This is a genomic window from Pseudomonas sp. PS01270 (genome assembly GCF_029959775.1).
Taxonomy (GTDB): Bacteria; Pseudomonadota; Gammaproteobacteria; order Pseudomonadales; family Pseudomonadaceae; genus Aquipseudomonas; species Aquipseudomonas atacamensis.
Map to the genome: position 1 here is coordinate 1 of NZ_JASCPT010000125.1, position 15,736 is coordinate 15,736.

The 15,736-nt window shown below is 63.6% G+C and carries 9 protein-coding genes and 1 pseudogene; 4 read left to right on the forward strand and 6 right to left on the reverse strand.

The window, feature by feature from the left end:
• Positions 1–91: 91 nt before the first annotated feature.
• Positions 92–4,816 carry an AAA family ATPase gene (locus QMX86_RS23555; protein ID WP_282385848.1) on the forward strand — a complete coding sequence of 1,575 codons (4,725 nt, stop codon included), beginning with the start codon at positions 92–94 and terminating at the stop codon, positions 4,814–4,816.
• Positions 4,817–5,060: 244 nt separating this feature from the next.
• Here the strand turns inward: QMX86_RS23555 and QMX86_RS23560 are convergent, their stop codons facing one another.
• The 5 genes from QMX86_RS23560 to QMX86_RS23580 all read right to left on the reverse strand — a co-directional run bounded on the left by QMX86_RS23560 (position 5,061) and on the right by QMX86_RS23580 (position 10,891).
• Positions 5,061–5,537 carry an AraC family transcriptional regulator gene (locus QMX86_RS23560; RefSeq protein WP_110600507.1) on the reverse strand — a complete coding sequence of 159 codons (477 nt, stop codon included), beginning with the start codon at positions 5,535–5,537 and terminating at the stop codon, positions 5,061–5,063.
• Positions 5,538–5,625: 88 nt separating this feature from the next.
• Positions 5,626–6,738 carry an alkene reductase gene (locus tag QMX86_RS23565; RefSeq protein ID WP_073476235.1) on the reverse strand — a complete coding sequence of 371 codons (1,113 nt, stop codon included), beginning with the start codon at positions 6,736–6,738 and terminating at the stop codon, positions 5,626–5,628.
• Positions 6,739–6,909: 171 nt separating this feature from the next.
• Complete coding sequence (locus tag QMX86_RS23570) at positions 6,910–9,144, reverse strand: molybdopterin cofactor-binding domain-containing protein (protein ID WP_282385850.1); 2,235 nt, start codon at positions 9,142–9,144, stop codon at positions 6,910–6,912.
• A complete protein-coding gene (locus tag QMX86_RS23575; protein WP_110600511.1) occupies positions 9,141–9,614 on the reverse strand; it encodes a (2Fe-2S)-binding protein in 474 nt (157 codons plus the stop codon). The genes QMX86_RS23570 and QMX86_RS23575 overlap by 4 nt, the downstream gene beginning before the upstream one ends.
• Positions 9,611–10,891 carry a c-type cytochrome gene (locus QMX86_RS23580; RefSeq protein ID WP_282385853.1) on the reverse strand — a complete coding sequence of 427 codons (1,281 nt, stop codon included), beginning with the start codon at positions 10,889–10,891 and terminating at the stop codon, positions 9,611–9,613. Before QMX86_RS23580 ends, QMX86_RS23575 begins: the two co-directional genes overlap by 4 nt.
• Before the next feature lie 286 nt (positions 10,892–11,177).
• Here QMX86_RS23580 and QMX86_RS23585 point away from each other — a divergent pair, with 286 nt between their 5' ends.
• The 3 genes from QMX86_RS23585 (at position 11,178) to QMX86_RS23595 (ending at position 15,212) form a co-directional block, all read left to right on the forward strand.
• Positions 11,178–12,380: an MFS transporter gene (locus QMX86_RS23585; RefSeq protein WP_282385854.1), complete on the forward strand. Its 1,203-nt coding sequence runs from the start codon at positions 11,178–11,180 to the stop codon at positions 12,378–12,380.
• 284 nt (positions 12,381–12,664) lie between these two features.
• Positions 12,665–13,579, forward strand: coding sequence for a LysR family transcriptional regulator (locus QMX86_RS23590; RefSeq protein ID WP_282385856.1), 915 nt, complete (start codon positions 12,665–12,667; stop codon positions 13,577–13,579).
• 130 nt (positions 13,580–13,709) lie between these two features.
• Positions 13,710–15,212, forward strand: coding sequence for a sensor domain-containing diguanylate cyclase (locus QMX86_RS23595; protein ID WP_122706268.1), 1,503 nt, complete (start codon positions 13,710–13,712; stop codon positions 15,210–15,212).
• 6 nt (positions 15,213–15,218) lie between these two features.
• Here QMX86_RS23595 and QMX86_RS23600 read toward each other — a convergent pair.
• A pseudogene (locus tag QMX86_RS23600) lies at positions 15,219–15,736 on the reverse strand (cryptochrome/photolyase family protein); the annotation flags it as partial.

A 15,736-nucleotide genomic window follows, 5' to 3' on the forward strand; every position in this document is an offset into this window, starting at 1 on the left:
GAGCCTGCTCGCGAAAGCGTCATTCCGGCCGACATCACCCTTGACTGACCCACCACTTTCGCGAGCAGGCTCGCTCCCACAGGGTTCTTTATTGCCTTGGCATCTGCTGGTCTATGCCGACGACAACGTCAGGCTGATGGGCTTTCACACCCACGCGCAGGAAACGCCGGCGACCGAACTGCCGAGCCTGGAACACTGGCCTTATCTGGCGCCGGAACAGCTGCAGCACGACGGCGTCGATTCCGATGAGCGCAGCGACGTCTATGCGCTGTCGGCAATCATTTATGAGGCGCTGACCGCGCGCCCGCCGCTGATCGCTCGCGACGCCTCGCAATGGCTGCATGTGCACGCCGCCGTCCAGCCTTTGTCGCCAGGGCAATACCAACCCGACCTGCCGCAAGGCATTTGTCATGTGCTGCTCAAAGGCCTGGCCAAGGAGCCGGACGCGCGCTATCAAAGCATCGAATCGCTGGCCGCCGATCTGACCTGGTGCCTGCGGCAATGGCAGAAAAAAGGCCAGATCGAAGCGTTCCGCCTCGGTGCCTTCGACGCGCGCGCAACGGCCACGCGCGGCGAGCTGCTGTTCGGTCGTGATGACGAACGCAAGCAGCTGCTCGAACAGATTCAGCGCGTGCGCAGCGACGGCATCGCCCGTGTGCTGCTCGTCGCCGGTGCGCCGGGGGCGGGCAAGTCGACGCTGATCCAGCAAGTCCTGCGTAGCCAGGCACCCGGTTATTGGGCCAGCGGCAAGATCGAACTGCTGAACAATGACCGTCCCTTCGCGCCGCTGGCGCAGATTTTTCAGTCTCTGATCAGCCAAGTGTTGACCAAGCCCACGCTGGCCTTGCAGGCCTTGGCCGAGCAACTGCGCGAAACCCTCAAGGGCCGTGGCCGCTTGCTGCTGGACCTGGCGCCGGAAGCCGAACTGCTGATTGGCGCCACCGCCGAACTGCCGAACATGCCGGCGCGCCACGCCCTGGATCGGGTTAATCGGGCGCTGCTCGATGTGCTCGAAGTCTTTGCGCAACCGGGGCATCCGCTGCTGCTGTTTATCGACGACTTGCAGTGGGCTGACGACTCGACGCAGGCGTTTCTCAAAGCCTTTATCGCCCGACCGACGCGGCATCTGCTGCTGGTTCTGGCGTATCGCGAGGGCGAGTTGACGGAGCATCCGGGCGGCTGGCTCGATGAGATGCGCAGAGCACCCGCGCTGCCAGTCAGTGACCTTCGACTAGGGCCGCTGTCGGTGCAGGCCGTTGCGCAACTGATGGCGGTCGAACTCGATGCTGACGTCGACAACCTCGAGGCGCTGGCCCGCGTCGTGCACTTCAAAACCGCCGGCAATCCGTTGTTCGTCAGCCAGGTGGCGCGCGCGTTGGTGGACGAGCGTCTGCTGCGTTTCGACGCGACGACGCGGCGCTGGGTGTGGAATCAGGCCGAAGTGAACGGCTATCGCTACGCCGACAACGTGGCCGAATTGATGGTGCAACGCTTGCTGCGTCTGCCGGCCAGTGCCCGTGAGGTGTTGCGCACCGCGGGTTACGTCGGTGGCCGCTGTGACGAAACGCTGTTGGGCGATTTGCTGGGGGACGATCCTGCGCAATTGCTGCGTGACGTGGATTATCTGGTCAGCGCCGGATTTCTCCTGCGCGAGCCGGGCCAACTGCTGTTTCCCCACGATCGCGTGTTGGAAGCCGCCGCTGCGCTGACCGCGCCGGCGGGGCGTTCCGCTGAGCATGCGCGCATCGCAGCCGCCATGCTCGATCAATGTGGCGAGCAGCGGCAGGCGCGGGTCTTCGACATCGCCAGTCAGATTCAGCGCAGCGCCGGCAATGCGCTGCAAGCGCCTCGACGCGCTGAATTCATCCAGTTATTGCTCGAAGCTGCCGAGCGCGCCCGCGATAGCGCTGCTGTCGAGCAGGCCGTGGATTATCTGCGCAGCGCCGAGGTGTTACTCGGCGACAACGGCTGGACGCAGCTCTACCAGCAAGCCTTCGCGGCGCGCTGGCTGGCAGCCGACTGCGCGATGTTGCTGGCGGATCTGCCCGGCGCGCAACAGCGTCTCGACGATTGCCTGGAACACGCTGCCACCGTGCTGGACCGCGCGAAAACCTACCGCCTGCGCGCCAGCCTGCGCACCTTGCATTCCGATTACCACGGCGCGATCGGCGAAGCGCTGGCCGGTCTTGCGTTGCTCGACATTGACCTGCAGCGACAACCCTCGAAGGCGCAACTGGGCGAAGCGTTCGAACGGGTTCGGCAATTGGTCGGTGCGCGACGGATCGCTGAGTTGACGGCGTTGCCCAAAGCCAACGAGCCGCGAATCGAAGTGGCCATGGAGCTGCTGAGCACGCTGATCGCCTCGTTCTTCGTGCAGGACGACATTGCTTTTCTGCACCTGGCGAAGATGGTCGAACTGACTTTGCTCCATGGCACCACGCCGAGCAGCGGCTACGGTTTCGCCTGGTACGGCGTGATGATCGCCGACCGTTATGGCGAATATCTGGACGGTGTTGCTTTCGCCGAACTGGCGCTCGATCTGACTGATCTGCACGGCTATGAGGCGGGGCGCACCGGCACGCTGGTGGCGCTGGATCAGGTCAGCGCGTGGACCCGGCCGATGGCTTACGCGCGGCAGAAGGCTTTCGCCGCGTTTGAGTGCGGTCAGGCCGGCGGCGATCTGGGCATGTCGTGTTACGCCTGCAACCACATCGGCTCCGATCTGCTGTTCATGGGCGAGCCGCTGCCAAACGTGTTGAACGAGCTGGACGTCGGCCTGAGTTGGGTGCGGCAGTTTCACTACATCGACATCGAGCGCATTCTGCTGGCGCAACAGGCGTTCGCCAGCGATTTGCGCAATGGGCCTGAGCCTCGTTCGATCGCAATGCTGGAGGCTTTGGAACATGACCGCTTCGGCCCGCTGCATCGCGACCGCGTTTCACAGCCGACGCTGTTGTGGATGTGGTTGTATTCGGGCATGTCGGCGTTCTATTTCGGTGAAGTGCGTTACGCGTTGCGCCGTTTCGAAGACGCCGAGGCGTTGACGTGGTCGCTGCCGGCGCACATTGATCTGGCGCATTACTACCTGTTCTACAGCTTGGCACTGGCCAGTCCCGAGGCGCCGGGCTCTGTTGCCGAAAAACTGCAGAAACTGGAGCAGCAACGGCAGCGTTTTCTGCCATGGGTCGAGCTCAATCCTTCAACCTTCAGCAACAAACTGCTGCTGATCGAAGGCGCGATGGCCCGCGTGCGCGGCGAAGGGCTGGCCGCCATTCGCTGCTTCGACCAAGCGCAAATCGCGGCGGCCGCTGCCGGATTTATCCATGAGCAAGCACTGGCACATGAACAACTGGCCGAGGTCTGCCTGGCCAACGGCCTGGTCTCCGGCACGCATCATCACCTGCGTGTTGCGCGCGACTGCTATGTGCTGTGGGGCGCTGAAGCCAAGGCGCGCCAGCTCGAAGCGCAGCATCCGTTTCTCGCCCACGAGCATACCCTTCAAGCGGGAACGCCGGTGACGCGGGTGCGCCTTGATCTGGAAGTCGGCATTGAAGCGGCACGCGCGGTCTCGCAAGAGGTGTTGCTCGATCGGCTGGTGGAGACCTTGATGAATCACTTGATGATTCAGGCCGGTGCCGACCGCGGCGCGCTGCTGTTGGTCGCCGAGGGTGAGTTGCAATTGGCCGCTGCCGCGCATGTCGAGGCGGGCAACGTGCGGGTCAGTCAGGACAACGATCGCTCGCTGGAGCAGATTGCGCCGGTTTCAGTGCTCAATTCGACCATGCGCACGCGCACGCCGCTGGTGCTCGACGATGCCCGCGCCGACTGCCCGCAAGCTTACAGCGCTGACTTGCGCGAGCGGCAGACGCGCTCGCTGATGTGCCTGCCGTTGCTCAAGCAAGGCGCGCTGATCGGTCTGGTGTATCTGGAAAACAGCCTGGTACCGAAGCTGTTCAGCGCCGAACGCCTGACCATGCTGGAAATCCTCGCCTCGCAGGCAGCGGTGTCGCTGCAGACCGCGCGGCTCTACGCGCAACTGGTCGAAGACAACCGCTTGCGCGCGCAGATGGAAGCCGACTTGCGCAGCTCGCGGGCGGAACTGGCGCGCAACTCGCACCTGAAAATGATGGGCGAACTGTCGGCCTCGATCGCCCACGAAATCAGCCAGCCGCTGCTGGGCATTTCATCGAACGCCTCGGCCAGTCTGCGCTGGCTCAAGCGCGACACGCCTGATCTCGACGAGGCTATTCAGGGACTGGAAGACATCCGCTCCGACAGCGCCCGTGCCACCGAGATCGTCCAGGCCCTGCGCGCATTGGCCAGGCAGGCGCCGTTGCAACGATTGCCGGTGTCGATTGACGCGTTGATCGGTGAGGTCGTGCAACTGACGGCCAGCGATGTGCACAATCGCGGGGTGAGCTTGCACACGCAACTCAACGCTGCTGACCCGGTGCTGGGGGATCGGGTGCAGATCCAGCAGGTGATCTACAACCTGATCGTCAACGCGCTGGAAGCGATGGCTGGGCAGGGCGTGACTGACGGGCGCCTGGTGATTGAGTCGACGCTGTCCGATGGGCAGGTCTGCGTGGCTTTTCAAGACAACGGGCCGGGGATCGCCGAGCATCAGCGTGAAGAAATTTTCGATGCGTTCTTCACCACCAAGGGCAGCGGCATGGGCATGGGCCTGGCGATTTGCCGAACGGTGATTGGCGCCCATGGCGGGACGTTGCGCGTGGAAGACAGCGAAGAGGGCGCGCGGATCTGCTTCAGACTGCCGCTTGCGCCGGACGCCAGGATCAAAAGCCCCTCACCCTAACCCTCTCCCGGAGGGAGAGGGGACTGACCGGGGTGTTTGGGGGAGATACGCCGACGTGAAAGTCCGAGTTGAACTCAGGATTGGAAAAGCACACAAATCGGCTCCCTCTCCCTAGGGAGAGGGCTGGGGTGAGGGGGGAGTTCACCGCCGTACCAACGCCGACCACCAGCGCTCTACCGCAAAAAAAAGCCGCGAAAAATCGCGGCCAAAAGGGAGGAGTGAACAAAACCCTTTGAAATTCCACTCAGGGCCGCAGTTCCGTCAAGCGCTGGCCCATCGTCGAATTCAGCAACCCATCGCTGAGCCGCCAAACATCCGCATCCACCGGCGCCACCCGCGCTCCGCACATCAGTTGGCGCCAGACCTTCGGCGGCATCCCCACCATGCGCCCGAACGTGCGGGTGAAGTGCGAGTGATCGGAAAATCCGCATTCATAAACAATCTCGGTAATCGCCATCGAGGTCAGCAAAAGCCCTTTGGCCTTGTCGATCTTCATCTTCAGCATCCATTCCTGAGGCGAGCAGCCGGTGACGATCTTGAACGCCCGGGAAAAGTGGCTGCGTGAAAGATTGCAATGTTCGGCAATCTCGCTGACGCGCAGGCTGCGGCTCAGATCGTGCAGCATGTAGGCCTTGGCGCGGCGTTCCTGCCAGCCGGACAGTGCGCCCAGTGGGCGCGCCAGGTGGCAGGAAGGGTCTGACTTCACCGATTGCGGGTTCATGGCGGCTCTCCTGATCGATGGGCAAAGTCTGGCCGCAGGCTTTATTTAAAGTCCTTAAACAAACCTTAAAAGTTATGAAGCCCAAGCCTCAGGCGTGAAACGGATAATCGACATAACCACGCTGATCGCCGCCGAAGAAACTGCTCGGATCCGGCGTGTTCAGTTCAAGCCCGTCGTGCAGCCGACGCGGCAGGTCCGGGTTGGCCAAAAATGGCCGGCCAAAGGCGATGATGTCGGCGCGATCGGCGTTCAGCGCCTGTTCGGCGGACTCGGCGTCGTAACCGCCAGCGAGGATCAGCACGCCGTTCCAGGTCTGGCGCAGCTGGGCAATGATCGCGTCCCAGCGAGGGTCGAAGTTTTCGTCCTTGACCGTGCCGACCATGGCCGGCTCGACCAGGTGCAGGTAGGCCAGATTCCACTGGTTGAGCGCCTCGACCAGATAACCGAAGGTCGCTTCAGGCGTGTCATCGCCCATGCCCATGAAGCGGCCCATTGGCGTCAGACGCACGCCGACGCGCTCGGCGCCGACTTCATCAGCGACGGCAGCGACCACTTCGAGCAGAAACCGCGCACGGTTTTCCACACTGCCGCCATAGGCGTCATCACGCTGGTTGCTGTTGCTGTTGAGAAACTGGTCGAGCAGATAACCGTTGCCGGCATGGATCTCCACGCCGTCCATGCCAGCGTTCAACGCGTTGCGCGCAGCGCGGCGATAGTCTTCGACGATGTCGGCGATTTCCGCCGTTTCGAGAGCGCGCGGCACTGGCACATCACCCCACACGCCATTGCCTTGTTCATCGACGATAAAGGTCTTGCCCGGCACTGGCAGGGCGCTTGGCGCCACTGGCAAACCGGCGTCAGGCTGGAAACTCGGGTGGGAAACCCGGCCGACGTGCCACAGCTGCATGAAGATCAGACCGTCGGCCTCGTGCACCGCCGTGCTGACTTCGCGCCAGGCCTGCACTTGCGCATCGGTGTAGATCCCCGGCGTCCACGCATAGCCCTGGCCTTGCTGAGAAATCTGCGTGGCCTCGGTGATGATCAGCGCGGCACTGGCGCGTTGGCGGTAGTACTCGGCGTTCATTGCGGTCGGCACGTCGCCCGGCTGGCCAGCGCGCGAGCGGGTCAGGGGCGCCATCGCCACACGATGGGCAAGGGTGTAAGGGCCGAGTGCGATGGGTTGAAACAGGCGACGGGTCATGGGTAGCTCCGGATTTCGATGAGTAGGGTTCAAGCGCGGCAGCCAGGTGCCGCGCGCTGTGCAGGTAACTTAACCGGGGGTGGCGGGGCTGATAATCCGTGGCCGGCGCTACGCAGTTTTGCGCGCAACGCAACGGCACCCGCGCTCATCGCTGATGAACGCGGGCGTGGTTCAGGCGGGTTGGGTCGAGCGAGTCAGCGGCAGATTCAGCCAGCGCCGGCCGGTGGCATTGCTGACCGCGTTGCCGAGCGCAGCAGCCATTGGCCCTTGGACGATTTCGGCAGCACCGAGGAAGGGTTCGCCCGGTTGATCAAGCAAATGCACGTCGACTTTTTTTGGCAATTGCGTAAAGCGCAGAATCGGATAACCGCTCCAGTCGTAGCTGCGAATGCCGCCGGCGTCGTAGGCGACTTTTTCGTAGAGCGTCCAGCTGGCCGACTGGACGATGCCGCCCTCGACCTGATTGCGCAGGCCATCTGGGCTGACAATCTGGCCAACATCGACCGCCGTTACCACATGATCGACACGGATCTCGCCAGTCTGCGGATGCACCCGCAGTTTCACCGCGAGGGCGCAGTAACCCATGATGTTTTTGTAGCGGGCGAAGGCAAAACCGATTCCCGCGCCGGGTTCGCTGCTCTTGTGGGGCCAGCCGATTTCGTCACGCACGCGCTTAATCACAGCCTGGGCACGTGGGTCGCGCAGATGCGCCAGGCGTAACGCCAGCGGATCGAGCCCGGCCTTGATCGCCAACTCATCAATACCTGCCTCGATGGCGAAGATGTTGATGTGCGCACCGAGCGAGCGCATGGCCGAAGTGCGGAACGGCATGGTGGTGACGAAGTTCATGTTGATCCGCGTCGCACCCAGCTCGTACAGCGGCACCGCGTTGCGATCGCCATCACCTTCGGGCTGGGCGATTGGCACCGACGGCGCCGAGGCGAAGGGTTTCGCCAACAGGCGTGCCGGCAGCAGGCGCCCGGCATTGACGATGCGTTCGTTGTGCGGCGTGGTCCACAGCTCGTAGTTCCAGTCCTGCAAACGGCCCTGACTGAGGCCGGCATCGACTTCGGTGACCATCGCCGAACTGTACGGCTCCCAGAGATTTTCCTGCTCGCGCATCCATTGGACCCTGACCGGCGTGCCCGGCAGGCGCATGGCGATCAGCGCGGCATCGGCGGCGGCATCATCGGCGCCGTTGTGGCCGTAGCAACCCGAGCCTTCGGTATGAATGCAGCGCACGCGGTCCGGCGGCAGCCGCAGCATCTCGGCGATACCGGCGCGCAGCGGATAGACGCCCTGGGTGTGGGTCCACACTGTGAGCACGCCGTCGTTGAACCAGGCCACCGCACAGGACGGGCCGATCGAACCGTGCATCAAATATTGCTTGGTCACCCGCGCTTTGAAACGCGTTTCGGTCGCGCCGCCGGGATTGCCGTTGTTGCTGATCGGATAGCGCTTGGAGGGCAATTGCTTGAGCAAATCATGAATCCCGGCGGCTTCGGGAATCGCCTCGCCGCCACTCCACTTGGCACTTTCCATGCCGGCGCGCATGGCCTTGATCGCTTGCCACTCATCATGGGCGACCACGGCCAGATAGTTGCCGTCGCGAATCACTTTGACCACGCCGTTCAACGCCTCGATGGACGCGGCATCGAACGCCTGAAGCGTGCAGCCGGGACGCGGCGGGCGGATGACACGCGCGTGCAGCATGCCCGGCAGGCGCATGTCCTGCACAAATGCCGCGCCGCCGCTGACCTTGGCCGGAATGTCCAGGCGCGGCAGGTTGTGGCCGATCAGTTTGAAATCGGCCGCCGCCATCGCCGGTGATTGCGCCTTGGCGTACTGGTGCACATCGACATGCCTGACCGCGTCGGCATAAGCCATGCGCTGGCCGGTCGGCCCTTCGATGATGCCGTCGCGAGTGCTCAGTTGCACAGCGTCGATTTGCCAGCTGCGCGCGGCGGCGTCGACGAGCATTTCTCGCACCTGCGCGGCAGCGTTGTACAGCGCGGTGCCGCTGTCGAAAATGCTGTGGCTGCCGGCGGTGTAGCCTTCGTTGGGCGTCAGCGCGGTGTCGGCGGTGAGCAAGTTGATCGCGCTGGCCGGCACCTGCAAACGCTCGGCGGCGATTTGCAGCAACGCGGTTTTCACCCCGGTGCCCAGTTCGACCTTGCCGGTGTACACGGTGATGCCGTCGGCGCCGATGCGAATCCACGCGTCGAGGTATGGGTTGGTGCGCAGGCTGCCGGGCAGATCGGGGGCCAGCACCACGGTGCCAAGGGTGTCGACTTCGGTGTCGGCCAAGGCACGCCGCGCTATCGGCATCAGGGTGAAGGCCATGAGCAGCGCGCCGCCACGCAGAAAGGCCCGGCGGCTGGGGTTCAAGCCGTTTGCTTCGCTCATGTCCGGCTCCCGTTGTGCCCGGCCACCTGCTTGATCGCCTCGATGATGCGCAAATGGGTGCCGCAACGGCACAGATTGCCGGCCATGTGTTCGCGGATGGTTTGTTCGTCCGGGTGCGGGTCACGTTCGAGCAACGTTTGCGCGCGCATCAGCATGCCGGCGATGCAGTAACCGCATTGTGCGGCCTGCTTGTCGATAAATGCCGCCTGCAACGGGCCGGGTTTCTCTGCGCTGCCGAGGCTTTCCACGGTGCGGATCTTTTTCCCCTCAAGGCCTGCGCACGGCGTCAGGCAGGCGAAAACTGGCTGGTCGTCGACGATCACCGTGCACGCGCCGCACTGGCCCAGGCCGCAGCCGTACTTGGCGCCGTTGAGGTTCAAGTGATTGCGCAGCGCGTACAGCAGCGGCATGTCCGGTTCCAGCTCCAGCGCTTGGGCGGCTCCATTGACGGTGAGAGTGATCTGGCTCATTTCGTCTCCTGACGTAACGCTTCAATAGTGGAAGAAAGGTCGGCCCATGGCTGATCGGGTCTGGCTTGCTCGCGCAAGTACGCGGCGAGTGCGCCGAGCTGGGCGTTGTCGAGGCTGGCGGCGAACGGCGGCATCACCGGGCCGGGGGCGCCGGGAATGGCGGGCACGCCTTCAAGCACGGTCTTGAGAAAGTTGCGCGAGCTGGCCGCTTGCAGCGCCGAAGTGCCTTGCAGGCCTGGGCGGCCGTCGATTTCACGCATCGGCGCGGCGGGTGCGTGACATCCGGCGCAGGCGCTGCTGAAGAGCAGGGCGCCGGTTGTGTGATCCGCTGGAATACCTGGCTGCTTTTTCGCGGTGGTTTCGCTCACCGCGTGCGGGTTTTGCAGGCTCAGCAGGTAGTCGGCAATCGCTTCGGCTTCACTGGCCGGCAAGCGCGCCAGACTCAGGCTGACCGGGCGCATCGGGCCGGCGGGTGTGCCGTGACCATCGACGACATCGGCGCGCAGATAGCCGACCAATTGCTCGCGATTCCACGGATTGGCGCGTTGGCCGAGGCCGACCAGTGCCGGCGCTTCCCAGCCATCAACGCTGCCGCCCTTCAAATACTCCGAGGATTTCTCCGCGCCAATCAGGTTCAGCGGCGAATGGCAGCCGGCGCAGTGGCCCGGGCCGTCGACCAGATAGCGTCCGCGATTCCATGCCGCGCTGTGTTCGGCCAGCGGCGTCAGTGGCTCGCCATGCAGAAACAGCAGGTTCCAGAACGACACCAGCGGGCGGATGTTCATCGGGAAATTCATCTGGTTCTGCCGCGCCGGGGCGTGTACGGCGGGGCCGCTCATCAAGTAGGCATAGGCGTCGGCGATGTCTTCGGAGCTCATGCGCCGGTAGTGCACGTAAGGAAACGCCGGGTAGAGAAAGTGGCCGTCGCGGGCAATGCCTTCACGCATCGCCCGCTCGAAGGCCGGCAATGACCATTCGCCGATGCCGGTCTGCGCATCCGGGGTGATGTTGGTGCTGTATAGCGTGCCGAACGGCGTCACCAGCGGCAGCCCGCCAGCCAGGTATTCGCCGCCGGGGCGGGTATGGCACACCGCGCAGTCGCCGGCCTCGACCACCCGTGCGCCGCGTTGCAACTGCGCAGTATCGAATGACGTGGGGCGTTTGATTGGCGCGATCGCCGGGCGCCACATCAGCGCGACGGCGACGATCAGACCGATCACCGCGAGCACGGCGACGCTGATCCACAGGGTTCTGGAGTTGAGCAAATGGCTGTTCATGGTCGGCAGAAAAACGCGGCGGACAGTGGCAGGACGAGTGCAGTGCGGGTCATGGAAACGCTCCTTGTAGCAGCCGGGGGAAGGGCGCCGATGCGGACGTCAGCGCCAGGGCCAAAGCGTAGAGAAGACGCTTGCAGCGGAGAATCACCGGCCCACGCAACAGCGCGTTGCGCCACAAGCAACGTTGCGCGCCGCGCATCAGTGCGTTGCCAGTGGCACGGATTCTCGCTGCCGCCGGCTGACCGTAGCCTTGGCAAAACTTTCCCGAACTCAACGAGGTGTCACCATGCTTACGGGCAACCCTGCCGTTGCGGCCCCGGCCGAACAGCCTGCTTCACTCTCCGGCCTGATGGTCGCGTTTCTGGCCTTCTGCTGCGGCGCGGTCGTCGCCAACCTGTATTACGCACAACCCATCGTCGAACTGATCGCGCCGCAGATCGGCCTGTCCAGCGCCAATGCCAGCCTGATCGTGTCGCTGACGCAGTTCGGTTACGCGCTGGGCTTGTTGCTGCTGGTGCCGCTGGCCGACCTGATGGAAAACCGCCGTCTGGTGGTCGGCTTCACCCTCGCCGCCAGCGTGACGTTGCTGTGCGCTGGCCTGACCCATTCGCCGTCGCTGTTTCTGATCTTGTCCTTGCTGATCGGCCTGACCTCAGTCGCCGTGCAGATTCTTGTGCCGCTGGCCGCGCATCTGGCCCCGGAAGCCAGTCGTGGCCGCGTCGTCGGCAATATCATGAGCGGCCTGCTCCTGGGGATTCTGCTGTCGCGGCCGCTGTCGAGTCTGTTGGTTGAAGTGTTCGGCTGGCGCGGGGTGTTTTACAGCGCGGCGGCACTGATGGCGGTGATCGCGTTGATTACCGCTGTGGCATTGCCGCGCCGGGTACCGACGCATAAAGCCACTTATGTCGCGTTGATCGGTTCGGTGTTTGCCCTGGCCCGGCGCTTTTCTGTGTTGCGCCAGCGTTCGCTGTATCAGGGTTTGCTGTTCGCCAGTTTCAGCCTGTTCTGGACCCTCGCGCCAATTGAGCTGATGCGTCATCACGGCTTCAGCCAAGCGCAAGTGGCGATCTTCGCACTGGTCGGTGCGGTGGGTGCGATTGCGGCGCCGATCGCCGGGCGTCTGGCCGATGCCGGGCACGGTCGTCGCGGTACCCTGGTGGCGTTGCTGCTGGCGCCGCTGTCACTGTTGATCGCCGCGCTGCCGGGCAGTGGTTACGTGTGGCTGGTGGTGTGTGCGGTGCTGCTGGATTTTGCCGTGCAGCTGAACATGGTCCTCGGCCAGCGCGAGGTCTACGCCCTCGACCCGCACAGCCGCGCCCGCCTGAATGCGGTGTACATGACCAGCATCTTCGTCGGCGGCGCGCTCGGTTCACTGGTCGCCAGCCCGCTGTACGAACACTTCGGCTGGAACCTCTCGGCCGTAGCCGTGGCGGTGTTGCCGGCGCTGGCGCTGGCATTGTTCCTGAGTCGCAAGGCTGAGCGCAGCTGAATCTCACAAACAACCCAAAACCCCTGTAGGAGTGAGCCTGCTCGCGATGGCGGAGTGTCAGTCGATAAATTGGTGACTGATCCACCGCATTCGCGAGCAAGCTCGCTCCCACAGGGTTTTGGGTGCACCGGTTGATCGCTGGCCCGCCACAAAGCCATTGTGGCAACGAGGTACTCGAGATGGACTTGTTTCCCGCACCAGGCGCCCTCAAGCACGACGATACAAGACGTGTGGCTGGCGCTGATGCACAATCAGCGGCGTTCTCTCACCACCGGACCCCGCTTATGGACAAGTTGCTGGCATTGAAGATGTTTGTTGAAACCGTGCGCTGCGGGGGCTATTCCTCGGCGGCGCGCAAGCTTGGGATTTCGACGTCTTCGGTGACACGGCAAGTGGCGGGGCTGGAAAACGAGTTGGGCGCCAGCCTGCTCAATCGCACCACGCGCAACACCAGCGTGACCGTCGCCGGCCAGACCTATTTCGAGAAAGCCGTGGCGATTCTTGATGCCATCGACGAAGCCGACGCGGTGGTCGCCGATCGTGGCAGCGATGCCCAAGGCCGCTTGCGCATCAGCGTGCCGGTGGAGTTTGGCCGGCGGCTGATCGCGCCGCACCTGAGCCGCCTGCTTGAACGCCATCCGGGGCTGGAGATCAGCCTGTCGCTGAGCGATCAGGTCAGCGATTTGCTCAGCGAGCAGATCGACGTTTCGGTGCGGCTCGGCTCGACGGTGGTCAGCGAAGACATCGTCAGCAAACGCGTCGGCCACTTTCAGCGTTGGATTGTCGCCAGCCCGGATTATCTGGCGCGCAGCGGCGTGCTCGAACATCCGCGGGATCTGCTCGAGCATCAATGCCTGCGTTTCGATTACGGCGGCAGCCATCACCACTGGACCTTTCAGGGCGACGAAGAGCCGATTCAGCTCAACGTCCAGGGTCGCCTGCAAAGCAACAACGCCGACATCCTGCGCGAAGCCGCGATTGGCGGTGGCGGGGTGGCGTTGCTGGCCGACTGGCTGGTGCGCGACGACGTCACCGCCGGGCGCCTGACGCGCTTGCTTGAGCACTACGAGGTCAATCCCGGCAGCGCCAGCAGTTGCATCAACGCGCTGTACTTGCCCAACCACCGTGGTTCGAGCCGGATCAACGTGTTCATCGATTTTCTGGTGGAAATCCTCAAACCCGCCGCACCCGCTGCTTAGCACTGCACACTCTGTTGCTGCAGCCGCTGCACACTGCTTGTATGCTTGCGCCCCGGAACACGTGGCCGCCGTGAGTGCCGACGTTCGAATGATGGCTGGAATGGATACCGGACTTCCTTAAGGTACTGACGTGAAGCGTGATACTCGCCTTGTAATGCTCCTGCTGCTGGTGATCGGCTGTTCCCTGACTTCGCTGACGATCTGGAAAGTCTGGTCTTCGCGCGAGCGTGCGCTGGCCGAGGTCGACGTGCATGGCCTGAACCTGACCCAGGCGCTCAACACCTACACCGAAGGCATCGTCCGGCAAAGCTCGCTGCTCTTGCTCGGGCTGGTCGAGCGTCTGGAAACCGAGGGCAACGGCCCGGCGCAGATTCAGCGCATCCAGAGCCTGATCGACCGCCAGCAGCCGTTGATGCCCCAGCTCAGCGGCATCATCATCTATGACCGGAACGGGCATTGGCTGATGTCCTCCAACCGGCCGATTCCAGAGGGCGCCAACAGCAGCGACCGCGCCTATTTCATTCATCACCGTGACAGCCCGAGCCGCGAGCCGTTCATTGGCCCGCCGATCCAGAGCCGTGCCAATCACGAATGGGTGGTGACCATCAGTCGGCGCTTCAATGACGCCGGTGGCCAGTTCGCTGGCGTTGTAGCAGTGACGCTGGGGGTGGAAAACTTTTTGCGCGTGTTCGGCAAGCTCGACGTTGGCCAGGACGGCGCGATCGGCCTGTCTTACACCGACGGCACGCTGCTGGTGCGCTACCCGTTTCGCGAGCAGGACATGGGCCGCAACTTCTCCAAATCGCCGATATACGCCAAATACCTCGTCGACCGTTCGGTCGGCACTGCCTCCTACACTTCCAGCCTCGACGGTGTCGAGCGGCTGTACGCGTTCCGCAAAAGCGAAACGCTGCCGCTGATCACCACCGTGGCCCTGGGCAAGGACGAAGCGCTGGCGGCGTGGCGCATCGAAGCGGCGCTTTCGGCGGTGGTGGTGATCGGGCTGCTGGGGCTGACCGGATTGATCGGCTGGTTCCTGATTCTCGATATCCGCCGCCGCACCGAGGCCGAAGAAGCCTTGCGCGATGCCCAGCAGCAGTTGCTTGCGTCCAATCGACAACTGGAATTGCTGGCGCTGAAGGATGCGCTGACCGGCCTGGCCAACCGCCGCTGTTTCGATGAAACGCTGACGGTGGAAGCGCGGCGCGCGCAGCGTGACGGGACCTCGCTGGCCTTGCTGATGATCGATATCGACCACTTCAAATTGTTCAACGATGCCTTGGGCCACGTCGCCGGCGATGCCTGCCTGCAAGCGGTCAGCAAGATTCTTGAAGGCTGCGTGCGACGCCCCTCGGATCTGGTCGCGCGTTACGGTGGCGAGGAAATGGCGGTGATCATGCCGGCCACCGACAGCGCCGGGGCGACGGTGGTGGCGCAACTGATGCTCGAGCGCTTGCAGCAGGCGAACATCGCCCACCCGGGCAGTCCGTTTGCTCGGATTACGGTGAGTATCGGTATGGCGGTGGGGACGGGCGCGCAGCTGGATTCGCTGCCGGCGTTGATCCAGACCGCCGATCAGGCGCTGTACCGCGCGAAAGCGGCGGGGCGCAACGGGATGGCCGGGCAGGCCTGAGACGCACTAGAAAGCTTCGCCGTTATCCAGTTTCGCCAACAGCGTCTGCCCGCGTTGCCACAGCGCATCCTGCTTGGCCAGCGGCATGCGGTCGAGGTTCTTGTACATCATGCCCATGCGCTGATTGCCGCGCAGGATATCGCCGTGGCGCATGAGGAAATGCCAGTACAGCGCATTGAACGGGCAGGCATCGTCCGCGCTGCTTTCCTTGACCTTGTAGGCGCAGTCGCCGCAGTAATCCGACATACGATTGATGTATTGGCCGCTGGCGCAGTAAGGCTTGGAGCCGAGATAACCGCCATCGGCGTGCATGACCATGCCGAGGGTATTGGGCAGTTCGACCCAGTCGAAGGCGTCCATGTAGATCGCCAGATACCACTCACAGATTTCCTTCGGCGCAATCCCGGCGAGCAAGGCAAAGTTACCGGTGACCATCAGGCGCTGAATGTGGTGGGCGTAGGCATGTTGCAGGCTTTGGCCGATGGCCTGGCGCATGCAGTTCATCTGTGTCTGCCCGGTCCAGT